The organism is Pseudomonas sp. C2B4 (genome assembly GCF_013359695.1).
Lineage (GTDB): Bacteria > Pseudomonadota > Gammaproteobacteria > Pseudomonadales > Pseudomonadaceae > Aquipseudomonas.
Map to the genome: position 1 here is coordinate 1 of NZ_JABFMU010000024.1, position 21,915 is coordinate 21,915.

A 21,915-nucleotide genomic window follows, 5' to 3' on the forward strand; every position below is an offset into this window, starting at 1 on the left:
GAGAGACTGGCGGCGTGAACCTTGACGGGTGTCCAAGATTACTTGACCAGTTCAGCCTGCTCGCGAAGACGGCTTATCAGTCGACATCTATGATGCCTGACACACTGCATTCGCGAGCAGTCTCGCTCCCACATTGGGACTCGTGTCGTCGAAGCCATTCCTCCCGGGTGATTTCCCAGACCTCCTTGGCAAATCGCCCACCAACAAAATCGCCCTCATCGGTACAAATCAAGCGCATGCCGGTACGTACGGAGAGCTTGCGAGAGCCAATGTTCGGCACCGCTTTCGGCACCCGCAGCACTTCTCGTCCAAGGGTTTCGAACCAGTAGGCGGTGACGACCTCACTGGCTTCTGTCATCAAGCCCTGACCTTGCCATGGCGGGCCGAGCCAGAAGCCGCGGTTGTTGTCCTGCTCGTTCATCAGGCTGATGTTGCCAATCAACTGTTCTGGCGCCGACTTCCGGCGAATCGACCAATGCCATTCCTCGCCAAGGGTCATTGCCGGCAGAGCAATGTTGCGCAAATAGGTGAGCGCACCGTCGGCCGGATAAGGCCATGGGACGAGGGCGTTCAAATAACGCACTACTTCCCAGTGTGGGAATTGTTGCTGGATGGCTTCGGCATCGGCCAGTTCCAGCGGACGCAGGATCAAGCGTTCGGTATACAGCGTGGGTATGGCGTCCATGTTCTTCGCAGCTCCTTGAGGCGGACTTAGCGGCTGCCGGTCGTGGGCCCCGGCAGGCTGAGCTTGCCACTATCGACGAAGCGCATCGTACCGAACAACCCCCCGGCCAGTTTGCCGCGCAGGACGTAGGGCATGTTGTTCAGGGTCTGCACCTGGCTGAGGCCAAGGGTCTGTCGCAACATCGAGAACGTCGAGACGCTGACCGGTACGCTCAGCACCGTTTCGGAAAAACGCTCGATCGAGCCCGTCTGATCGCTGACACCGGAAGCGAAGGGCTGGCCGTTGATGTCAAGGTCCAGGGCCACGCCGTTGTAGGTGAGGGTGGTGTCGTTGGGGTTCTGCACGCGAATCTTCACGGCAAAGCGCATTTCCATGTCCTGGCTCTGCAACGGCTGGATGCCCACCACGTTGATGTTCAGCGGATCGCGATGGGGCAACAGGGCGCAGGCGCTCAGGCAGAGCAACAGCAGAGACAGGATGAACGTATGAACGTTGCGCATGGACGTGCTCTCTCAAAGGCTCTCTATCGGCAGAGAAGCGGCTGAACCGTCAGCGGCTCAGCCCTTGAGCGTTTCTAGCGGTTCAACTGTGCGGCACCGGGCGACATTGCCGGTTCACCCTTGGCCGGCACATCGGGATTCTCCATGACCTGCAGAATCGAGGCTTCCGGATCGAAATCGTCCTCTTCAAGCTCAATGAATTCCTCGGGCAGAAAGATATTCAAAACGATCGCGCACAACGCGCCAACGGTAATCGGCGATTCGAAGATGTTGTGCAGTGCCTTGGGCAACTCACGCAAGACTTCCGGTACCGCCGCCACACCCAGGCCCATGCCGATAGAAATCGCCACGATCAGCATGTTGCGTCGATGCAGGCCTGCTTCGGCGAGGATCTTGATCCCGGCCACGGCCACGGTGCCGAACATCACCAGCTCGGCGCCGCCGAGCACCGGTTTGGGCATCAGTTGCAGCACGGCGCCAATCATCGGGAACAGCCCCAATACCACCAGCAGCCCGGCAATGAAAAACGCCACGTAGCGGCTGGCCACGCCGGTCAGCTGTATCACGCCGTTGTTCTGCGCGAAGGTCACCATCGGCATGCTGTTGAACACGGCGGCCATGGCCGAATTGAGACCGTCGGCCAGCAACCCCGACTTGATCCGGCGGATGTAGACCGGGCCCTTGACCGGCTGCCGGGAAATCATCGAGTTGGCGGTCAGGTCACCGGCTGCTTCCAGCGGCGACACCAGGAAAATCACTGCCACCGGCACGAACGCGACCCAATCGAAAGAGAACCCGTACTTGAACGGCACCGGCACGCTCATCAGCGGTACGGCGGGCAGGCTGGCGAAGTCGACGTGCCCCAGGAGCCAGGCGACCCCATAACCCAGGGTCAGGCCGATGACAATCGCGCCCAGGCGCAGGAAGGGGACATCCACCCGGTTCAATACGACGATGGTCCCCAGTACCAGCGCCGCGAGGCCCAGATGGCTGGCCGCGCCGAGGTCGGTGGCACCGAAACCGCCGGCAATGTCGGTCATGGCGACCTTGATCAACGACAGGCCCATGAGCGTGATGATGGTGCCGGTCACCACCGGGGTGATCAGCATGCGCAATTTGCCGATGAACTGGCTCAACACCACTTCGATGAACGCGGCGAAGAAGCACACGCCGAAGATGGTCGAGAGGATTTCATCGGTACCGCCACCCCGGGCCTTGACCATGAACCCGGCGCTGAGGATCACGCTGATAAACGAAAAACTGGTGCCTTGCAGGCACAACAGGCCGGAACCGATGGGGCCGAAGCGCCGCGCCTGCACAAAGGTGCCCAGGCCCGAGACGAACAGCGCCATGCTGATCAGGTAGGGAATCTCGCTTTGCAGGCCCAGGGCGCTGCCCATGATCAGCGTCGGGGTGATGATCCCGACAAAACTGGCGAGCACGTGTTGCAGCGCGGCGAAGACGGTGGCGGTCAGGTGCGGGCGGTCGTCGAGGCCGTATATCAGGTCGTTGTGGCGGGGGGCAGGGGGTTTTTCAGAGGCGGTCATGGTTATGTGCGGGCCAGAAGGCGGGGCCGGGTCAGAAAATGGAGGCGCAGGATGCCAGAAAGACTATTTTGTGGCGAGCGATGGGGCCTGCATCCACCACATCTCCCCCTGTGGGAGCGAGCCTGCTCGCGAAGAGGCCGGTACATCCAACATCTATGTTGCCTGTTACGCCCCCTTCGCGAGCAGGCTCGCTCCCACAGGATTAGTGTTGGCCTTCAGGGCAGGCAAACGCCGCCAGCAAATCTTCTTCAAATGCCTTCTGCGCATCCCCCGGCACCTGCGCCCGATGACGGGCCAGGTGAAACGCCACCTCGAAACTCATGCCTTGGCGGCGCACGGCCCGCAGCAAGCCCTTGTCCTCCCAGTGACGGGCAAAGTGCTCAGGCAGATAGCCGATGTGCTTGCCGGACAGAATGAAGGCGAGGGTGCCTTCGACCTGCTCGGAGCGTGCCGAACACTGTTTTCCTTGAAAGGGCTCGTCGCTGCGAAGGAAGCGGTACGGATGATCGACCCGGTCGCAGGCCTGCAGCGCCTGGTCATCCGGCGCGTCATTGTCGAATAACGGATGGCCGGCCGCGCAGTACAGGTGTTGGGTTTCCGTGAACAGTTCGCGATAGTCGAAAGCGCCTTGTATCTGCGAGAAATAGCCGATGGCCAAATCCAGCCGCTGTTGCAACAGCAAGCGCTCCATGTCGCCGGGCATGGCACTCATCAATTCGATGCGCACCGATTCGTCGCGCTCGCGAAAGCGCCGGATCGCCTCGGCCACCCGTTGCAACACCGATTGATCCAGTGCTTCGGACAGGCCCAGGCGCACCTCACCGATCAGCCGCCCGGCGACGCCGTTGGATTGATGACGGAACGCTTCGATGGATTCGAACAGCCCGCGAGTGGCACTGAGCAGTTGTTCGCCCTTGGGCGTGATCCTGAATCCGCCCTTGCCACGGCTGCACAAGCGATAGCCGAGGCGGGTTTCCAGTTTGGCCATTTGCTGGCTGATGCTGGACTGGCTCAGGCCCAGTTCACCCTGGGCCGCGCTGAAGCCGCCACACTCCACCACGCTGACAAACAGGCGCAGCAGTTGCAGGTCCAGATCGTGGAGTTGACCGAGCATCAAACATTACTCCTTGGTAATGTCAGGTTAATACACTTGATATTTTATCAATGTATCCGACGTCGCATCCTGCAACCACTTCCTCCGGTCAGGTGTTCGTCATGGCTCCCGTGTTCAAGATGTGTGTCCCCGCGCTTTTCCTTGCCATGGCCGCAGCGGCCCAGGCCGAAGAAAAAGTCGTCAATCTTTACAGTTGGGCCGATTACGTCGCCCCTGAAACCCTGCAGCGTTTCGAACAGGAAACCGGCATTCACGTGCGCTACGACACTTTCGATGCGCCGGAAGTGCTGGAAACCAAGCTGCTCACGGGCGGCAGTGGCTATGACGTGGTGGTGCCGTCCTCCAGCGTCCTGGCGCGGGGCCTGGCGGCCGGCGCGTTGAAAGCCATTCCCCATGAAGGCCTGAAGGGGTATGCCAACCTTGACCCGGACATGTTGGAGAAACTCGCCGCTGTCGATCCCGGCAATCAATATGGCGTGCCCTATACCTGGGGCACCCTGGGGCTGGGGATGAATGTCGAGGCGGTGCAGAAACGCCTGCCGAACGTGCCGCTCAACAGCCTGGATCTGCTGTTCAAGCCCGAATACGCCAGCCAGCTCAAGGACTGCGGCATTGCGATCATTGACTCGCCCCAGGAAGTGATCGGCCTCGCGTTGCACTATCTGGGCAAGGATCCCTACAGCACGGACAAGCAGGATCTCGACGCGGCACAGGGCCTGTTGCACAAGCTGCAACCTTCGGTGCTGTACGTCGCCAGCGGGCGGCAGATCAACGATCTGGCCAATGGCAGTGTCTGCCTGGCATTGGCGTATAACGGCGATGCCAGCATGGCCGCCGATCAGGCGCGCAAGGCCAACAAGCCCTACGAAATCGCCTATCGGATTCCGAAGGAAGGCACCCTGGTCTGGCAGGACAACCTGGCGATCCCCAAGGACGCGCCGCACCCCGAAGCCGCACGCCAGTTCATCGAATTCATGTTGCGTCCCGAATCCGTCGCCGCGCTGACCAACACCCTGTTCTTCGCCACCGCCAACCAGGCCGCGACTCCGCTGGTGGACGAGGCGGTGCGCACCGATCCGGACATTTACCCGCCCGCCGACGTGCGTGGCCGGTTGTACGCCGACCGCAGCATGAGCCTCAAGGACATGCGTCAGCGCACCCGTCTGTGGACCGCTTTCCGTAGCCGCCAACAATAAACAAGGAGCCCGAGATGGACGTCCCGATGCAAAACGATCAGGCCATGACCCGCGACAGTCTGTATGGCACTGCCGCCGAAAGTACCTACGCCGGCATCACCAGTTTCATGCGCCGTCGCTACAGCCGTGACTTGCGCGGTGTCGACGTCGCGGTCAGCGGCGTGCCGTTCGACACGGCCACAAGCAACCGTCCCGGCGCGCGTTTCGGACCGAGAGGGATTCGTGCTGCGTCCACCGGGATCGCCTGGGAACGCCACTGGCCCTGGACGTTCGATCCGTTCGATCACCTGGCGGTCGTCGACTTCGGTGATTGCGACTTCGATTACGGTTCCCCGCAATCGACCCCGGAAACCATCGAGGCCCACGCCGAACACATCCTTAGCGCGGGCAGCGCGATGCTGACCTTTGGTGGCGATCACTTCATCACCTATCCGCTGCTCAAGGCCCACGCACGCAAACATGGTCCGTTGTCGCTGATCCACTTCGACGCCCACAGCGACACCTGGCCGGACGAAGAGGGCAAGCGCATCGACCACGGCACCATGTTCTGGCATGCGGCCAAAGAAGGGCTGGTTGATCCGTCGCGTTCGGTGCAGATCGGCTTGCGCACCACCAATGATGATCATCAGGGCTTTGAGGTCCTGGATGCGCGGCAGGTGCATCGGCGCGGGGTGGATGCGATTGTCGAGGCCATTCGGGCACGGGTCGGTGACCACCCGGTGTACCTGACCTTCGACATCGATTGCCTCGACCCGGCCTTTGCCCCGGGTACCGGAACGCCGGTGTGTGGTGGCTTGAGTACGGTGCAGGCCCTGGAAATCCTCGGCGGGTTGCGCGGGATCAACCTGGTGGGCATGGATGTGGTGGAGGTGGCGCCGGCGTATGACAATGCGGACATCACTTCGCTGGCGGCGGCGACGTTGGCGATGGAGATGCTGTGTTTGTATGCGGCCAGGCATAAGGTTGATCGGTAAACACAAACCATTGTGGGAGCGAGCCTGCTCGCGAAGGCGGTGTGTCAGTTAGCATTAATATTGACTGACACAGCGCATTCGCGAGCAGGCTCGCTCCCACAGGGGGAAATGAGTCAGGCCACCGGGATTTTCGGCAGATCCAGGGTGACGCCCCCGCTGAACCGTGCAAACGAACCGCTGATGGATTCATGGGGCACACCTTTGGCCACCTCGCTGACGCCATCGAGCCGCGTCAATTGCTCGGCATTCAGCTGCACGTTCAAGGCTCCCAGGGTTGCGTCCAGTTGTTCACGGGTGCGCGAGCCGAGAATCGGAATCAGCGTGGTGGTCGAGCGCTTCGCTTGTTCGCGTAGCCAGGCGATGGCTACATGGGTCGGGCTGGCGGCCAGTTCCTCGGCAACGGCCAGCAAGGCGTCGAGGAGGGCGGTTTCACGGGCGCTTTTCTCGGTATGTACCAACACGCCGAGTTTAGTGGCGCGGTTGTCGCCTTGGGTGTTGCGGTACTTGCCGGTGAGGAAGCCGCCACCCAGCGGTGACCACAAGGTCGCCGCCAGTCCCAGCGCTTCGGCCATGGGTAGTTGCTCGCGCTCGGCGGTGCGCTCGGCCAGGCTGTATTCGACCTGAATCGCCGCAATCGGCGCAAAACCGCGCACCTCGGCCAGCAGGTCGGCCCGGGCGATGCGCCACGCCGGGAAGTTCGACAGCCCGGCGTAATGGATCTTGCCGGCGCGTACCAGATCGTCGAAACCACGCAGGATTTCTTCCATTGGCGTCACGCCGTCGCTCATGTGCGCCCAGAACAGGTCGAGGTGATCGGTCTTCAGCCGTTTCAAACTCTCTTCCACGGCGCGAACCATGTTCTTGCGGTTGTTGCCAGTGTGGGAAATGCCCGCTGCTGGTGTAGTCCCCAAGGTGTATTTACTGGCGATGACCAGGTGATCCCGCTCCGCGGCGATGAACTCGCTGAGCATGGCTTCCGACTGACCGCCCTGATAGCCGTTGGCGGTGTCGATGAAGTTGCCGCCGGCTTTCAGGTAACCGTCGAAAATGGCCTTGGCTTCATCACGCTCGGCGCCATGCCCCCAACCGGTGCCGAAGTTGCCGGCACCCAACGCCAGTTCGGAAACCCGCAGGCCGGTTTTACGGCCAAATACTTTGTAATGCATGGGATGACTCCTGAAGGTACGTCGAGGTCGATATAAATTATGTGCGAAATCTATTAAATATGATCCTAGTCATATTCAGCGTCAAGCTCCTTTTTCCTCGGTTCAGTTGTAGGCGCAATGCTTGCGGTTGTACCCGTTTTTTTTGTGGGAGCGAGCCTGCTCGCGAAGGCGGCCTGACAGCCGACCTGGCTTTTGCGGATGCACCCCATTCCCTGTGGGAGCGGGCTTGCCCGCGATGGCGGCCTGATGGCCGACCTGTCTTTCGTTGACTAAGTACATATCCATTCCTGCGGTAACGGCCACTTAGGGTTTCGCCCTTACGGCGAGTCACTTGGAAGAGCCCCAAGTAACCAAGGGCTCTTGCCCCTGTCGTTCGGTGCCTCGCTGTGGCTCGGCATGCCCTCGTTCCGGTCCTGCTCCGTGGGCCCGCCGCGATCGGCCATCCTTGGCCGTGCGCGGCTAACCCGGCATCCATGCCGGGTTGCCCACTGCGCAGAACCTCCACTCGGCCTCTCGAGGGGGCGTGTACCGCGAAAAACCAAAGCGAGGCGGCCTGACAGCCGACCTGGCTTTGGCCGGGGAACTCGGTCCCCTTTGTGGGAGCTGGCTCGCCAGCGATGGCGGATTACAAGCCGACCTGAATTTCGCGCATTTCCCCGATCCCCTGTGGGAGCGAGCCTGCTCGCGAAGGCGGCAGTGCAGTCGACGATGCAGTGCCTGAGCCACCGACATCGCGAGCAAGCTTTGCTCCTACAGGTATGCGGTGTTTCCACTTTGCTGCTGACAGTTTCTGACAGGGGGCTCTGCTAAGCTCCCTCGACTCTCCGGACAGGACCTGCCCATCGTGTCGCGAACCACCCGTTTACTGACGTTGTTGCAAGTGCTGCGCGGCAAGAGCCGTCCGGTGACGGCTGCAACGCTTGCCGGCGAACTGGAAATCTCCGAACGCACGTTGTACCGCGACATCGCCGAACTGACCGCGCTCGGCGCGCCAATCTATGGCGAAGCGGGGATTGGCTACGTCCTGCGCAGCGGTTTGTTCCTGCCGCCGTTGATGCTCAATGCCGACGAAACCGAAGCCATCGTTTTGGGGCTGCGTTATGTGGACCAGCGCGGGGATGAGGTGTTGAGCAAAGCGGCCGCCGATGCGCTGGCCAAGATTGCCGCGGTACTCGCACCCGAAGCGCTGGACGCGTTACGCAATCCGACCGTGATGCCGGGGCCGCCGGGCTATGGTTTTGCACCCAATGCAGTGCCGTTGAATGTGTTTCGCCAGGCCATTCGCAATCAGTCCAAGTTGCACATCGATTACGCCGACGCCCAACAAGTGCCCAGCCAGCGGCTGATCTGGCCGTTGGCCTTGGGGTTTCTCAACGAGGTTCGGATCATCGTGGCCTGGTGTGAGTTGCGCAGCGCTTTTCGGACGTTTCGTACCGATCGCATATCGCAGGCGAGTGAGCAGGGCGAGCGATATCCGGGGCGGCGCAGCGACCTGTTGCGGACCTGGCGCAAGCAGATGCAACTGGATGAATCCGGGCGTTTCACTCCTGACAAGAATTGACACTGCCCTGTTTTAGCATGGCTCCAGAATCAACAGACAAGGAGCCTTAACATGTCCAATCCCGCCTCGGCACTGGCGCCTGCCATCGCCGCCTACATTGCCGCCGCCAATGCCCGCGACACTTCGCGGGTCGGCAGTTTCTTCGCAGAAGATGCCAATGTGTTCGATGAGGGGCAGCACCGGATCGGCACGCAAGACATCGCCCAATGGATGCAAGACACTGGCCGTCGCTACCAGCCTCGGGTCGAAGTGCTGGAGGTGCAACAGCGTACCGGCAAGGTGCTGGTCAATGGTCTGATCTCCGGCACGTTTCCCGGCAGTCCCTTGGCACTGCGCTACATGTTTCGCCTGAATGAGCAGGGCAAGATCGCCCGGCTCGACATTTCACTGTAGTCATCGCCAACGGATGGCATACTGCCGCGCATGAACGTCGACTCCCCCCTCAGTGCCTGGCAGCACGCCATCGAACAAAAGGGCTTTGTCCAGGATGAAGCCCAGGAACATGCCGTCTGGGCCTTGCAAAAGTGCCATGAAGCGCTGCATGAGGGGCGCGCGCCGATCATGGGCGTGTACCTCTGGGGCCCGGTCGGGCGGGGGAAGACTTGGTTGATGGACCAGTTCTACCAACACCTGCGGGTTCCGGCCCGGCGTCAGCACTTTCACCATTTCATGGGCTGGGTGCATCAGCGCTCGTTTCAACTCACCGGCACTGCCGACCCGTTGAAGGCCCTAGCTCGCGAATTGAGCGAGGAAGTGCGGGTGCTGTGCTTCGACGAGTTGTTCGTCAATGACATCGGCGACGCGATCATCCTCGGGCGGTTGTTTCAGGTGATGTTCGAACAGGGCGTGGTCGTGGTCTGCACCTCCAATCTGCCCCCGGAGCAGCTGTACGTCGACGGCTTCAACCGCGACCGCTTTCTACCCGCCATTGCGGCGATCAAGCAGCACATGCAGGTGATTGCGGTGGACGGCGGTGAGGATCATCGCCTGCACCCAGGGCAGGGCCTGCAACGTTACTGGGTGGCCGCGCCTGGGCAGCCCAGCGCGCTGGCGGATGTGTTCAAGGTGCTGACCCTTGGCCAGGCGCTCTCCAGCGATCCGATCAAGGTCGGCTACCGTTCGCTCGATGTGGTGCAAGCGAGCAAAACCGTGCTCTGGTGCCGTTACGCCGACCTCTGTGAACAGCCGTTCGCCGCGATGGATTTCATGGCCTTGTGCGACACCTTCAGCGCTATCCTGTTGAGTGACGTCCCCAACCTGAGCGCGCAAAAACGTGCCGGGCGCATCGCCCGGGGCACTGAAGACGGCGCCGTGCGAGTGGAGGCAGGGGATCGCGAACTGCCGCAGCTATCGGTGCATGACGACGGCGTGCGGCGTTTCATTGCCTTGGTGGACGAGTGTTACGACCGCAAAGTACCGCTGTACCTCGAAGCGCAGGTGCCGATGGATTCGCTGTACACCGAGGGCTACCTGGAATTCCCGTTCCGTCGCACCCTCAGCCGCTTGCAGGAGATGCAGCTGCAACGCTTTGCCCAGGCATGAGATCGAGGAGGGCATCCATTATGAATCAACCTCTGTCCCACCATTTGCTGACCATGGCCTACCAGAACGCCTGGGCCAATCACCGGTTGGCCAAGGCCTGGTGCCAATTGAGTCCGCAGGACTTGAGCGCGCCTCGGGTCAGCTTCTTTCCCAGCATTCGCGCGACCCTCAACCACATCCTGACCTGCGACTGGTTCTACGTGGATGCCCTTGAACGCGAGTTGCGTGGCGATGATCCGCACCCCGATTGCTACGTGTTCTTCAAAGACGACGAGCCGTTCAGCCAGGGTCCGGATCTGCGACGTGAACAGACTCAGGTAGACCGGCGACTGATCGCCTATTGCGAACAAATGCGCGATGCCGATCTGGGCAAGGTCGTGACCATCTCCCGGGACACGCCGCAACATGAGAGTCGATTGCGCATGCTGTCGCACCTGTTCGAGCACCAGATCCATCACCGTGGCCAGGTGCACGCGATGCTCAGTGGCACGTCGGTAAAGCCGCCGCAGCTGGACGAGTTTTTCTGTGTCGGCGAGTCGCACTTGCGGGCCGAGGACTTTGCCGAACTCGGCTGGACCGAGGCCTTGATCTGGGGGCATTGAAGGCGCATGTCCCTGTGGGAGCGAGCCTGCTCGAGAAAAACGGCTGGGCAACGCGGTCATTCGGACAGCGCAGATAATCGTTGACCGCCTTCGCGAGCAGGCTCGCTCCCACAGGAGTACGCGAACTCGGCAATGCCTGCGATCTTTTGATTTTCAAACAGACACGCTCGCGATATCGTCGCCGGGCCATCCAGGGCGAACTGCGCGCTGGGGCTATTTAACGTGATTGGGGATGGAAATGGATTCCGCGGAAATACTTGTGTTGCAAGCCAGCTACACCAACCCGGTGCATGCCGAGGCGATTGGCGTGGTGTTGAACGGTTACGCCCAGGACCCGATGGGTGGCGGTCATTCCTTGCCCACCACCGTACTGGAGCAATTGCCAGGCGAGTTGGCCAAGCGCCCCCACGCATTCAGCGTGCTGGCCTTTGTCGGGGGGGAGCCGGCTGGACTGGTCAATTGCTTTGAAGGCTTTTCGACCTTTGCCTGCCGACCATTGGTCAATGTGCACGATGTGGCTGTGATGCCAAAATTTCGCGGCCTGGGCTTGAGCCAGCGGATGCTGCAAAAGGTCGAGGACATCGCCCGCCAGCGCGGCTGCTGCAAAATCACGTTGGAAGTACTGGAAGGCAATGCGGTGGCGCAGGCGTCCTATGGCAAGTTCGGTTTTGCCCCGGGCGAGTTCGACCCGGCGCACGGGCGCATGATGTTCTGGATCAAGCCGCTTTGATCCGCGCATAAAAAAAGGGCGTCCATCCGGACGCCCAACGGTCTTCTCTGACTGAAGAGCAAACAGTCAGAGGTGTAACAATCATTTCGGCCTGTAGGACTCGGTCATTTGCGCCGTTTGATCGTCCGGAACCCGCAGTTCCTTGGCCTGGCTTTGCGTGATGTTGCCCAGCGCCACTTGCTGGTTGTAACGCAGGGTTTCGTAGTAGTACCTCATGCGTTCAGCCCCGCCCTCGGCAAAGGCGGCGGCGGAGCCGAACGTCATGAGGACGGCGAGGATCAGCGTAGTACGTTTCATGGTGTGCCTCCCACTTACAGATGTCGGATGCCTTTTCGTCCATGAGCCAGTGAGTCAATGGATCTAAGTCGAAGGCTCATTATCCGCCGATTCCGTTAAATGGGAATTAATAACCCCTAGAGTTTCCAGTCCAGGCTCAAGGTCACCGTGCGCGGGTCGCCCCAGTACACGCCGTTGTAGAAACCGACGTTGTCGTAGTACTTCTTGTCGAACAGGTTGTTGACGTTCAACGAGGCCGACAGGTGCCGGTCGAATGCGTAGCGCGACATCAGGTTGACCACGGTGTAGGCCGCTTGCCGGATATCCGCGCGCTCGGTGATCAGGCTGCCATCGGCACGGCGCCCGACCGGTCGATTGGCGCCGCGATAGACGTCGCTCTGCCAATTCACCGCAGCGCCCACCGTCAGCGCCTGCCACTCGCCGGGCAAGTGATAGGCCGTGGAGAAGCGCAACATGTTCAAGGGCTGGTTGGTGTTGATGCGCTGCTTTTGACCATCGACCGAGTGGGTGTAGGTGTAGCCAGCGGTCATGTTCCAGCCTGTCATGACCTCACCTGACAGCTCGGCTTCGAAGCCTTGCACCTTGTTGCCTTTACCGCTCGATTTGAAGAATTCCTCGCCGGTGACCGGGTCCGGCGGGACCGAGTCGTCGAGTTCGGCGACGTTGTCCTGCTTGCTCCAGAACAGCGCGGTGGCCAGGTTCAGGCGTTCTTCCAGCAAGCTGCCCTTGAGGCCCAGTTCATAGTTGCTGCCGACCACCGGTTCGAGGTACTGGCGACTGCTGTCGCGATTGGTCTGCGGTTTGAAAATGTCGGTGTAGGAGACGTACACGGTGTATTCCGGCGTCAGGTCGTAAAGCAGCCCGGCGTAGGGCGTCCACATGTCGTTCTGCTGCTGGCTGCTGTGATCGACGCCGCTCAACTGCAGGTTGTCGTCGTAGCTGTTGGTGGTGGTCGAGGTTTTCCAGCTGCCGTAGCGGCTGCCGAGCACGGCGTGCAAGTCTTCGGTGAGCGTCAGGCGGGTCGCCAGGTAACCGGCCTTCTGCCGCGTATAGTCTTTCGACCCGGTCAGGCTGGTAACGGTGTCGGGAAACTTGCCGATGTTGCCCATGTATTTCCAATCGGGGATGTTTTCATAATCCGCCGCTCGCGGGCCGTCCACTGTGTAAGGCGAATCCTCGCGGCGCTCGGCCTCGCCATAGCCCACCATCAATTCATGATCCCGGCCGAACAGCGTGTAGGGGCCGGAGACGTTGAAGTCATAGGCCTTCATCTTTTGCGTGCCGATCATGTGGCTGACGTTGGCGACCATGCCGCTGCGATCCGCATTCGGGAAGCCGCCACCGCCGTAGTAGATCTTGCCGTCGGTATCACTTTCACGATGGGTGTACGCCGCCTTGAACTGCCATCCGCCGCCCAGTTGATGGTCCAGATTGGCGAACGCGGTCTTGTCCTTGAGCGGCCAGGAACTCCAGGAGGTGGCCATGTTGGTCGAGCGCCCGAGGTTGGCCTTGCCACCATCGGAGTTCCAGTAAGGCACCGTGCCCCAGGAGGTGCCCTGGACGTGCTTGTTCTGATAGTCGTAACCCACCGCCAGCAGGGTGTCGTCGGTTAGGTCGGCTTCGAGAACACCGTAACCGACTTCCCGTTGCTGCTGGTATTTGTCGCGGTACGAATCGCTGTCGCGATAGGCCACCACGCCGCGCCCGCGCAGGCGCCCGTCGAAGGCCAGCGGCCCGCCGACGTCGAGGTAGCTGTAGTAATCGTCATAACTGCCACCGCTGACGCCGGTCCTGGCTTCCCATTGCGACGTGGGTCGTTTGCGCACCATGTTGATGGTGGCCGAAGGGTCACCGGCGCCTGTGGTCAGCCCCGTCGCGCCGCGCACCACTTCGATGCGGTCGTAGATGATGGTGTCGGAATCGGACTTCATGTAGCTGAACGTATTCAACATCCCATCGACCTGGAAATTGTTGATCGTGTAACCGCGTGAGGAATAGCTGACCCGGTCCGAGTCGTTGTGCTGGACCACAATGCCGGTGGTCTGGCTCATGGCCTCGGACAGCGTGCTCAGTTTGAAGTCGTCCATTTGCTGGCGGGTAACCACCGAGACCGACTGGGGGGTGTCCTTGATCGACAGGTTCAGGCGGGTGGCCGTGCTCATGGAACCGGTGGTGTAGGCGTCGGTGTTTTCGGTGGTGCTGCCCAGACTCTGGGCGGTCACGTTGGTGGCGCCGAGCATAAGCGTGGGCGTCAATGGCGCTGTTTCAGGCTCGGTTTCAGCCAGCAGATCCGGGCTCAGTGCGGCACCGCAAAGGCCAAGGGTAAAAGTCATGGAACGGGTGATAGGCGCGAACATCGCAGCCGACTCCTTGTCGTCGTTGAAAAATTTCCGTTTGTTCAAAGACGAAGGAGGGGGGAGGGATTTAGGATTAAACGAGAATAATTATTATCTTCCGGGTCTTGCTGACACCCGGAAAACACTGTGGGAGCGAGCCTGCTCGCGAAAGCGGTGGGTCAGTCGACAATGATGTCGATTGAAATTCCGCCTTCGCGAGCAGGCTCGCACCCACAGATTTTGATTGTATTGAAACAGTTACTTCAGCACGACTTCCGCCGTATCCGGCTTCGTTTTGGGCTTGATCAGACTGAAGTCAATCAGTGGCCGCTGCTGACGCTCGTACGGGTTGCCGATCATCAATGGCCGTGGCTTGAAGCTGTCGCTGACCAGGCTCTTGCTGTGATCGAGTTCATCGAAACTCAGGCCTGCCAGATCCGCCCAGGTGTGGATCAGGTGCGAACTGCTGTAAGGCCGGCTCAGGTCACCGGCAAAACTCCAGTCGTGGGTTTCGCGCCATTTCGGCGAAGCCCAGGCCATGAACGGAATGGTGTACATCGGCGCCGTCGGTTTGCTCTCGTTACGGCCAAGGGTGGCATGACCGGCGGAGTCAAACACGTCTTCGCCATGGTCGGAGAGGTACAACAGGAAGCCGTTCGGGTCCGACTTGGCGTAGTCCTTGATCAGGCTCGACACCACAAAATCGTTGTACAGCACCGCGTTGTCGTAGCTGTTGTACGTCGGCAGTTGATCATCGCGCACACCGGCCGGGACGCCATTGCGGTCCTTGAACTTATCGAAGGTCGAAGGGTAGCGGTACTGGTAGCTCATGTGCGTGCCGAGCAGATGCACCACGATCAACTTGCGGGGCGCCGCGTCGGCCAGGGCCTTGTTGAACGGCTCGATCACATCGCCATCGTACTGCGCGGCGTTCTGGTTGCGGTTGTTGTTCAGGTACACCTGTTCGTCGGCCTGCTGGGAGAAGGTCGTGAGCATGGTGTTGCGCTTGGTCATGGTCTGCTGGTTGGTGATCCAGAAGGTTTTGTAGCCCGCCTGTTTCATCATGCTGACCAGCGACGGCGTCGACAGGTACAGATCCGGGTTGTCCTCGTCGGCGAAGGTCAACACCTGCTGCAAGGCCTCGATGGTGTAGGGGCGCGGCGTGATGACGTTGTCGAAGACCGCCAGCTGATCCCTGAGCTTGTCCAGCTCCGGGGTCGTTTCCCGCGGGTAACCGTAGAGGCTCATGCGCTGGCGGTTGGTGGACTCGCCGATCACCAGCACAAGGGTCGCCGGCTGGTTGGCCATCGAGTCCTTGAGGTTGTGCAGCGGTGGGATCTTGCTGGCACTGGTCAGCATTTCCTGCATCCCTGCCAGGGTGTCCAGGTAGCGGTGATAGGCCACGGCCATCTGCCATGGCACGGCCGGTTCAATGCGGGTTTCGAACTTCTCGAAACCGCTGGCGAAGCTGCCGGTGCGTGCCGTTTGCTTGATCAACGGATAACCGATCACGGCCACCAGAATGGCGGTCGCAGCGACCAGGGCCCGACCGCGCGGCATGTACACGGGACGCAGGCGCGTCCAGAGGAACCAGGCAAAAGCGCTGTGAGCGAGGAACGCGACCACCATCCACCAGGCAAAGTACTGAGTCATGTACTCGCCGGCTTCAGATACGTTCGACTCGAACATGATGAAGATGACGCTTTGGGAAAACTCTTGCTGATAGATGAAGAAGTAACCCAGGCTGGCCATGGAGCACGCCCAAAGCACAACACCAATCAGCGCCGCCATCAGGCGCGTCTGCCTCGGGAACAGCAGCATCGGCGCCAGCCAGATGGCGCTCATCACGAACGCCTGGCGGAAACCGGCAAAGCCGGAGGTGCCCGTCAGTTGGATCAACAGTTGGGTGATGCCGGAAAAATACCAGAAGAACAGGAACAGCCAGATCAACCCTGCCCAATCGAAACCTTTCGCAGACGTATCGCTGCGTTTAAACCACGACATTCAATGCTCCAGCCAATCAACACTTCCACCGCCAGACCACTACAGTCGCCGATGAACGGGTGGCGCACGAAGACCGAGCGGCCACAATGAGCCGGAGTATCAACAAGCGGATGTGAAAAGTTCGTGAGTTGATGGAATGGGGCGAAGGGTGACGGCGTATCGGAAGCAGGGCGGTGCTGCTTCCGATTCAAGCGAGGGGATCAGGCGTTGGGAGCGCGTTGGGTCACGGCCAAAGGCTGCTGGCCCTGGATCAGCAAGCGCAGTTGCGCCAGCTCTTGTTTCAGTTGGTCGCGCTCATCTTTCAACTGGCGCAATTCGTCACGACGGATCGTGGCATAAAGGGTTTGTGCTGGCAGTGCGGTGTGTACTGTGCCCATTGCTCACCTCGCAAATGGCGTGTCTCAACTGTAGAACTGCCCCCCAATCAGCGGCTGAACTACTATCGGCGCCAATTTTGATTTCTTTTCCCCGTGAAGGGAACTTTTTTATTTTTCATTGTCGTTGTGTCTTCAGCTTGATTCCCGACGTTATCTGTCTGGATCGGGCACAATGCCCGGAAACTATGTGCCAACGCTCTGGACTAACCTCAATAGTCGCGTTGGGCTATAACCTTTGACACACATTTATTTGTAGTAGGGAGCATCAGCACATGCAACTCGGGATTATTGGACTGGGCCGCATGGGCGGCAATATTGCGCGGCGCCTGATGCTCAACGGCCATACCACCGTTGTGTACGACCGCAATACCGCCTTCGTCGACGCCTTGACCGAAGAGGGCGCTACCGGCGCTGCCGATTTGCCAGCCCTGGTCGCTGGCCTGGCCAAACCACGAGCGGTGTGGGTCATGCTGCCGGCAGGCGCACCGACCGAAGACACCATCGAAACCCTGAGCACCTTGCTCGAGGCCGGCGATACCATCATCGACGGCGGCAACACCCACTATAAGGATGACATTCGCCGGGCCAAGACGCTCTCGGAAAAGGGCCTGCACTACATCGACGTCGGTACCTCCGGTGGCGTCTGGGGCCTGGAGCGCGGTTACTGCATGATGATCGGCGGCGATGCCGAGACCGTTAAGCGCCTGGATCCGCTGTTCGACAGCCTGGCCCCGGGCATGGGCGACATCCCGCGCACCAAGGATCGCAAGTCCGAGGACGACCGTGCCGAGCGCGGTTACATCCACGCAGGTCCCGCCGGCGCGGGGCATTTTGTGAAGATGATCCACAACGGTATCGAGTACGGCATGATGCAGGCCTTCGCCGAGGGCTTCGATATCCTCAAGACCAAGTCCAGCACCCGCCTGCCGGAAGACCAGCGCTTCGACCTGAACGTCGCGGACATCGCCGAAGTCTGGCGCCGTGGCAGCGTGGTCTCGTCGTGGTTGCTCGACCTGACGGCCGACGCACTGGCCAGTGATTCGAATCTTGATGGTTTTTCCGGTTCGGTGGCAGACAGCGGTGAAGGTCAATGGACCGTCGAAGCGGCCATGGAGCAAGCAGTACCGGCAACGGTGCTGACGACCGCACTGTTTTCCCGCTATCGCTCCCGTGGACAGGGCACCTTTGGCGACAAGATCCTTTCGGCCCAGCGCTTCGGCTTCGGCGGCCATGTGGAGACGCCTAAAAAATGACCCATGCGATCCGCAGGAAATCCAAGGCTGAACCCGCACCACCCACCACGCTGTTTCTGTTCGGCGCCCACGGTGATCTGGTCAAGCGCCTGCTGATGCCGGCGCTGTATAACCTCAAGCGTGACGGTTTACTCGGAGATGGATTGCGGATCGTCGGCGTTGACCACAACGCCATCAGCGATGAAGGCTTCGCCAAAAAACTCGAAGACTTCATTCGCAGCGAGGTGGCCAGCAAAGTCGGCAAGGGCGACAAGTCCCTTGACCCGGAGTTGTGGGCCCAACTCGCCAAAGGCATCAGCTACGTCCAGGGCGATTTCCTGGACGACAGCACCTATCAAGCGCTGGCGGCGAAAATCGCCGACAGCGGCACCGGCAATGCGGTGTTCTACCTGGCTACCGCGCCACGTTTTTTCAGTGAAGTGGTGCGCCGTCTCGGCGCCTCGGGGCTGCTCGAAGAAAGCCCCGAGGCGTTCAGAAGGGTGGTGATCGAAAAGCCTTTCGGCTCCGATCTGCAAACGGCCGAAGCCTTGAACGCCTGCTTGCTCAAGGTCATGTCGGAAAAGCAGATCTACCGCATCGATCATTACCTGGGCAAGGAGACCGTGCAGAACATTCTGATCAGCCGCTTTTCCAACAGCCTGTTCGAAGCGTTCTGGAACAATCACTACATCGATCACGTGCAGATCACCGCCGCCGAAACCGTCGGCGTGGAAACACGCGGCAGTTTTTACGAAAACACCGGTGCCCTGCGGGACATGGTGCCCAATCACCTGTTCCAGTTGCTGGCGATGGTGGCCATGGAGCCACCGGCTGCTTTTGGTGCCGACGCGGTCCGGGGTGAGAAGGCCAAGGTGGTCGGCGCGATCCGCCCCTGGTCGGTGGAAGAGGCCCGGGCCAACTCGGTGCGCGGTCAATACACGGCGGGTGAAGTCGATGGCAAAGCCCTGCTGGGCTATCGCCAGGAAGACCGGGTCGCCCCCGACAGCAACACCGAAACCTATGTGGCGCTCAAGGTGATGATCGACAACTGGCGCTGGGTCGGGGTGCCGTTCTACCTGCGCACTGGCAAGCGCATGAGCGTGCGCGACACCGAGATTGTCATCTGCTTCAAACCGGCGCCCTATGCGCAGTTCCGCGATACCGAAGTCGATGAGCTGGCGCCCACTTATCTGCGCATCCAGATTCAACCCAATGAAGGCATGTGGTTCGATCTGCTGGCCAAGCGGCCGGGCCAGGCCCTGAAAATGGACAACATTGAACTGGGCTTTGCCTACAAGGATTTCTTCGAGATGCAGCCGTCCACCGGCTATGAAACCTTGATCTACGATTGCCTGACCGGTGATCAGACGCTGTTCCAGCGTGCCGACAACATCGAGAACGGTTGGCGCGCGGTTCAGCCATTCCTCGATGCCTGGCAGCAGGATGCAACGGTGCAGGGCTACGCCGCCGGTGAAAACGGGCCCCAGGCTGCCGAAGAACTGCTGACTCGCGACGGTCGCGTCTGGCATGGCCTGGGATGAGGGAAACCCCGTCGCATCCCATCCGGTTTTTGCTCAGCGACATGGACGGCACGTTGCTGCTGCCCGATCACAGCCTCAGCCAGTGCACTGTCGAAGCAGTTCGCGCGTTGCGCGAGGCGGGCGTGTTGTTCAGCCTGGCCACGGGGCGTCCACCCCGGGCCATGTTGCAGACAATCGAGGCCCTGGGCGTCGACCTGCCGACGGCTGCCTTCAATGGCGGCACCATCGTCCACCCGGACGGCAGTTTGCTGGTCGCCCATTACTTGCCAGTCACGGCGGCGCTGACTTCGCTGGCGTTGTTCGCCGATCAGCCGGACGTTGAGGTCTGGGTGTTCAGTGGGGGCGACTGGCTGGTCAAAGACCCGAGTGGCCCCATGGTGCCCCGCGAGCAGCACGGGCTGGGGTATCCACCGGTGGTGGTCGACAGCTTCGAGCCGTTTCTGGCATGCATCGACAAGATCGTCGCCACCAGCAATAACACGGCGCTGCTGGTTGAGCTGGAGGCACAGTTGCTGGCGAAGGTGGAAGGCCAGGCTCAGGTCTCGCGTTCACAGCCGGTGTATCTGGACGTGACCGCCATGCAGGCCAACAAGGGGGATGCGTTGGCTACGCTTGCCGCGTTTCTGGGGGTGCCGCTGGAACAGACGGCTGCAATGGGCGATGGAGGTAATGACCCGGCGATGTTTCAGCGCGCCGGGTTGTCGATTGCCATGGGGCAGGCGGAAGAGGCGGTCAAGCGGCAGGCGGATGCTGTGACTGCCAGTAACGTCGAAGACGGCGCGGCGCGGGCTATCGAGCAATACATCCTCCCGCGATAACGACACAAAACTAATTGTGGGAGCGGGCTTGCTCGCGAAGGGGCTGTGTCAGTCACGAACAATGTGAATGACACACCGCTTTCGCGAGCAAGCCCGCTCCCACATTTTTTTGTCGGTGTTTACAGCCAGTAGCTCACCGCATACCAACCAAGAATCCCCATCACCACCGTATACGGCAACGCCATCCACACCATGCGCCCATAAGACAACCGAATCAGCGGTGCAATCGCCGAGGTCAGCAGGAACAGGAATGCAGCCTGGCCGTTGGGCGTGGCCACGCTCGGCAGATTGGTACCAGTATTGATCGCGATGGCCAGCGTCTCGAAATGCTCGCGGCTCATGTGGCCGGCGATGAATGCCCGTTTCACTTCAGTGATGTAAATCGTTGCCACGAACACATTGTCGCTGATGGCCGAAAGCAAGCCATTGGCAATGAACAGCATGCCCGGTTGTTGATCGGCGGGGAGGGCCAGTACCCACTGGATCAAGGGCGTGAACAGTTGCTGATCGTGAATCACCGCCACCACGGCGAAAAACACCACCAGCAGGGCGGTGAACGGCATCGCGTCCTTGAACGCCGTGCCCAGGCGGTGCTCGTCGGTGATTCCGGTGAACGCGGTGATCAGCACAATGACCATCAAGCCGATCAGGCCCACTTCCGCCACATGAAACGCCAACCCGGCAATCAGGATCAATGCCGCCAGCCCTTGCACGATGAGCGCTGCACGCTGGCGCGAGGTACGTTCGGCATTATCCTGGGCGGCGTAATCGGCCAGCACGGCCCGAACATTGTCCGGTAGCAATGTGCCGTAACCGAACCAGCGAAGTTTCTCCAGCAGCACACAGGTCACCAGGCCTGCCACCAGTACCGGTAGCGACACCGGCGCGATCTTCAGAAAGAATTCGGCGAAATGCCAACCCATCTCATGCCCGATCAACAGGTTCTGTGGCTCGCCCACCAGGGTACAGACACCCCCCAGCGCCGTGCCAACGGCACCGTGCATCAGCAGGCTGCGCAGGAAGGCGCGAAACTGATCGAGATCTTCATGATGGAGCTTGGGCAGGTGCTGGTCATCGCTGAATTCGCTGTCTTGGCGCGGATCGGTGCCGGAGGCCACGCGGTGATACACCGAGTAAAAGCCGACGGCCGCACTGATGATCACGGCGGTCACGGTCAATGCATCGAGAAACGCGGAGAGAAACGCCGATAAAAAACAGAACATCAACGCCAGGCATGCCTTGGAGCGCACTCCGAGCAGCAATCGCGAGAATAGAAACAACAGCAGGTCTTTCATGAAGTAGATGCCTGCCACCATGAACATCAGTAGCAGGATCACGGGAAAGTTGTGCAGCAGTTCATCATAGAGGGCTTGAGGCGTGGTCATCTTCAGCAACAACGCTTCAACCAGCAATAAACCGCCGGGCATCAATGGATAGCATTTGAGTGCCATGGCCAGGGTAAAGATGAACTCCAGCACCAGCAGCCAGCCCGCCGCGACCGGACCTGCGGTCCACAGCACCAGAGCATTGAGTATCAGAAAACCGACGATACAAAGTTTGTACCAGCGGGGTGAGTTGCCGAGAAAGTTATGCGCGAACGCCTGGGCCATCGAACCGGACATCGGCCACTCCTTTTAATAAGAAGCGCGCAAGTTGCCGTAAGCGATAGAGAAGATCAAGTGCGGGAAAACCA

20 protein-coding genes are annotated in these 21,915 nt (G+C 60.4%); 10 read left to right on the forward strand and 10 right to left on the reverse strand.

The features are described from left to right. Positions 1–76: 76 nt before the first annotated feature. From HNQ83_RS16520 to HNQ83_RS16535, 4 genes are all read right to left on the reverse strand, one after another. Positions 77–685, reverse strand: a complete 609-nt coding sequence (locus tag HNQ83_RS16520) for a GNAT family N-acetyltransferase (RefSeq protein ID WP_175389904.1) — start codon at positions 683–685, stop codon at positions 77–79. 26 nt (positions 686–711) lie between these two features. Beyond that, positions 712–1,185 carry an LEA type 2 family protein gene (locus HNQ83_RS16525; RefSeq protein ID WP_175389905.1) on the reverse strand — a complete coding sequence of 158 codons (474 nt, stop codon included), beginning with the start codon at positions 1,183–1,185 and terminating at the stop codon, positions 712–714. Positions 1,186–1,259: 74 nt separating this feature from the next. Continuing rightward, positions 1,260–2,732 carry a nucleobase:cation symporter-2 family protein gene (locus HNQ83_RS16530; protein WP_175389906.1) on the reverse strand — a complete coding sequence of 491 codons (1,473 nt, stop codon included), beginning with the start codon at positions 2,730–2,732 and terminating at the stop codon, positions 1,260–1,262. Positions 2,733–2,934: 202 nt separating this feature from the next. Beyond that, a complete protein-coding gene (locus HNQ83_RS16535) occupies positions 2,935–3,846 on the reverse strand; it encodes a LysR family transcriptional regulator (protein WP_175389907.1) in 912 nt (303 codons plus the stop codon). A gap of 101 nt (positions 3,847–3,947) precedes the next feature. Between HNQ83_RS16535 and HNQ83_RS16540 the strand changes: the two genes are divergently transcribed. Both HNQ83_RS16540 and speB read left to right on the forward strand, forming a co-directional pair. After that, on the forward strand, positions 3,948–5,042 hold the full coding sequence (locus HNQ83_RS16540) for a polyamine ABC transporter substrate-binding protein (protein WP_175389908.1): 1,095 nt from the start codon (positions 3,948–3,950) through the stop codon (positions 5,040–5,042). 14 nt (positions 5,043–5,056) lie between these two features. Then, a complete protein-coding gene (speB, locus tag HNQ83_RS16545; protein WP_175389909.1) occupies positions 5,057–6,016 on the forward strand; it encodes an agmatinase in 960 nt (319 codons plus the stop codon). Positions 6,017–6,129: 113 nt separating this feature from the next. Here the strand turns inward: speB and HNQ83_RS16550 are convergent, their stop codons facing one another. After that, on the reverse strand, positions 6,130–7,182 hold the full coding sequence (locus tag HNQ83_RS16550; RefSeq protein WP_175389910.1) for an aldo/keto reductase: 1,053 nt from the start codon (positions 7,180–7,182) through the stop codon (positions 6,130–6,132). Between the two features lie 844 nt (positions 7,183–8,026). Here HNQ83_RS16550 and HNQ83_RS16555 point away from each other — a divergent pair. The 5 genes from HNQ83_RS16555 (at position 8,027) to HNQ83_RS16575 (ending at position 11,617) form a co-directional block, all read left to right on the forward strand. Then, positions 8,027–8,743, forward strand: coding sequence for an HTH domain-containing protein (locus HNQ83_RS16555; protein ID WP_175389911.1), 717 nt, complete (start codon positions 8,027–8,029; stop codon positions 8,741–8,743). A gap of 51 nt (positions 8,744–8,794) precedes the next feature. Further along, the gene (locus HNQ83_RS16560) at positions 8,795–9,136 is read left to right on the forward strand and encodes a nuclear transport factor 2 family protein (RefSeq protein ID WP_175389912.1); all 342 of its coding nucleotides are present in this window, start codon (positions 8,795–8,797) and stop codon (positions 9,134–9,136) included. A 30-nt stretch (positions 9,137–9,166) separates the two neighbouring features. After that, positions 9,167–10,285, forward strand: coding sequence for a cell division protein ZapE (gene zapE, locus HNQ83_RS16565; protein ID WP_175389913.1), 1,119 nt, complete (start codon positions 9,167–9,169; stop codon positions 10,283–10,285). A gap of 20 nt (positions 10,286–10,305) precedes the next feature. Then, positions 10,306–10,887: a DinB family protein gene (locus tag HNQ83_RS16570; RefSeq protein ID WP_175389914.1), complete on the forward strand. Its 582-nt coding sequence runs from the start codon at positions 10,306–10,308 to the stop codon at positions 10,885–10,887. 238 nt (positions 10,888–11,125) lie between these two features. Beyond that, positions 11,126–11,617 (forward strand): GNAT family N-acetyltransferase, encoded by a 492-nt coding sequence (locus tag HNQ83_RS16575; protein ID WP_175389971.1) that lies wholly within the window; start codon positions 11,126–11,128, stop codon positions 11,615–11,617. A gap of 81 nt (positions 11,618–11,698) precedes the next feature. Here HNQ83_RS16575 and HNQ83_RS16580 read toward each other — a convergent pair whose 3' ends face one another. From HNQ83_RS16580 to HNQ83_RS16595, 4 genes are all read right to left on the reverse strand, one after another. Beyond that, positions 11,699–11,914 carry a hypothetical protein gene (locus HNQ83_RS16580; RefSeq protein WP_175389915.1) on the reverse strand — a complete coding sequence of 72 codons (216 nt, stop codon included), beginning with the start codon at positions 11,912–11,914 and terminating at the stop codon, positions 11,699–11,701. Positions 11,915–12,030: 116 nt separating this feature from the next. Further along, positions 12,031–14,271 carry a TonB-dependent siderophore receptor gene (locus HNQ83_RS16585; protein WP_175389916.1) on the reverse strand — a complete coding sequence of 747 codons (2,241 nt, stop codon included), beginning with the start codon at positions 14,269–14,271 and terminating at the stop codon, positions 12,031–12,033. Between the two features lie 237 nt (positions 14,272–14,508). Then, positions 14,509–16,254: a phosphoethanolamine transferase CptA gene (locus HNQ83_RS16590; protein WP_175389917.1), complete on the reverse strand. Its 1,746-nt coding sequence runs from the start codon at positions 16,252–16,254 to the stop codon at positions 14,509–14,511. Positions 16,255–16,454: 200 nt separating this feature from the next. Further along, positions 16,455–16,631 carry a DUF6026 family protein gene (locus HNQ83_RS16595; protein ID WP_175389918.1) on the reverse strand — a complete coding sequence of 59 codons (177 nt, stop codon included), beginning with the start codon at positions 16,629–16,631 and terminating at the stop codon, positions 16,455–16,457. Between the two features lie 272 nt (positions 16,632–16,903). Here HNQ83_RS16595 and gnd point away from each other — a divergent pair, with 272 nt between their 5' ends. Genes gnd through HNQ83_RS16610 form a run of 3 tightly spaced genes read left to right on the forward strand, consistent with a single transcriptional unit; the run spans position 16,904 to position 20,222 of the window. Then, positions 16,904–17,884, forward strand: coding sequence for a phosphogluconate dehydrogenase (NAD(+)-dependent, decarboxylating) (gene gnd / locus HNQ83_RS16600; protein WP_175389919.1), 981 nt, complete (start codon positions 16,904–16,906; stop codon positions 17,882–17,884). Continuing rightward, a complete protein-coding gene (gene zwf, locus HNQ83_RS16605) occupies positions 17,881–19,404 on the forward strand; it encodes a glucose-6-phosphate dehydrogenase (RefSeq protein ID WP_175389920.1) in 1,524 nt (507 codons plus the stop codon). The genes gnd and zwf overlap by 4 nt, the downstream gene beginning before the upstream one ends. Further along, a complete protein-coding gene (locus HNQ83_RS16610; RefSeq protein WP_175389921.1) occupies positions 19,401–20,222 on the forward strand; it encodes an HAD family hydrolase in 822 nt (273 codons plus the stop codon). The genes zwf and HNQ83_RS16610 overlap by 4 nt, the downstream gene beginning before the upstream one ends. A 119-nt stretch (positions 20,223–20,341) precedes the next feature. Here the strand turns inward: HNQ83_RS16610 and nhaB are convergent, their stop codons facing one another. Continuing rightward, the gene (gene nhaB / locus HNQ83_RS16615) at positions 20,342–21,844 is read right to left on the reverse strand and encodes a sodium/proton antiporter NhaB (protein WP_175389922.1); all 1,503 of its coding nucleotides are present in this window, start codon (positions 21,842–21,844) and stop codon (positions 20,342–20,344) included. Positions 21,845–21,915 lie beyond the last annotated feature (71 nt).

Coding starts and splice junctions, on each gene's coding strand:
- HNQ83_RS16590 (WP_175389917.1), bottom strand. CDS start 16,254: ATGTCGTGGTTTAAACGCAGCGATACGTCTGCGAAAGGTTTCGATTGG.
- HNQ83_RS16595 (WP_175389918.1), bottom strand. CDS start 16,631: ATGGGCACAGTACACACCGCACTGCCAGCACAAACCCTTTATGCCACG.
- HNQ83_RS16520 (WP_175389904.1), bottom strand. CDS start 685: ATGGACGCCATACCCACGCTGTATACCGAACGCTTGATCCTGCGTCCG.
- HNQ83_RS16525 (WP_175389905.1), bottom strand. CDS start 1,185: ATGCGCAACGTTCATACGTTCATCCTGTCTCTGCTGTTGCTCTGCCTG.
- zapE (WP_175389913.1), top strand. CDS start 9,167: ATGAACGTCGACTCCCCCCTCAGTGCCTGGCAGCACGCCATCGAACAA.
- HNQ83_RS16585 (WP_175389916.1), bottom strand. CDS start 14,271: ATGTTCGCGCCTATCACCCGTTCCATGACTTTTACCCTTGGCCTTTGC.
- HNQ83_RS16570 (WP_175389914.1), top strand. CDS start 10,306: ATGAATCAACCTCTGTCCCACCATTTGCTGACCATGGCCTACCAGAAC.
- zwf (WP_175389920.1), top strand. CDS start 17,881: ATGACCCATGCGATCCGCAGGAAATCCAAGGCTGAACCCGCACCACCC.
- speB (WP_175389909.1), top strand. CDS start 5,057: ATGGACGTCCCGATGCAAAACGATCAGGCCATGACCCGCGACAGTCTG.
- HNQ83_RS16610 (WP_175389921.1), top strand. CDS start 19,401: ATGAGGGAAACCCCGTCGCATCCCATCCGGTTTTTGCTCAGCGACATG.
- HNQ83_RS16560 (WP_175389912.1), top strand. CDS start 8,795: ATGTCCAATCCCGCCTCGGCACTGGCGCCTGCCATCGCCGCCTACATT.
- HNQ83_RS16580 (WP_175389915.1), bottom strand. CDS start 11,914: ATGAAACGTACTACGCTGATCCTCGCCGTCCTCATGACGTTCGGCTCC.
- HNQ83_RS16535 (WP_175389907.1), bottom strand. CDS start 3,846: ATGCTCGGTCAACTCCACGATCTGGACCTGCAACTGCTGCGCCTGTTT.
- HNQ83_RS16575 (WP_175389971.1), top strand. CDS start 11,126: ATGGATTCCGCGGAAATACTTGTGTTGCAAGCCAGCTACACCAACCCG.
- HNQ83_RS16550 (WP_175389910.1), bottom strand. CDS start 7,182: ATGCATTACAAAGTATTTGGCCGTAAAACCGGCCTGCGGGTTTCCGAA.
- gnd (WP_175389919.1), top strand. CDS start 16,904: ATGCAACTCGGGATTATTGGACTGGGCCGCATGGGCGGCAATATTGCG.
- nhaB (WP_175389922.1), bottom strand. CDS start 21,844: ATGTCCGGTTCGATGGCCCAGGCGTTCGCGCATAACTTTCTCGGCAAC.
- HNQ83_RS16530 (WP_175389906.1), bottom strand. CDS start 2,732: ATGACCGCCTCTGAAAAACCCCCTGCCCCCCGCCACAACGACCTGATA.
- HNQ83_RS16540 (WP_175389908.1), top strand. CDS start 3,948: ATGGCTCCCGTGTTCAAGATGTGTGTCCCCGCGCTTTTCCTTGCCATG.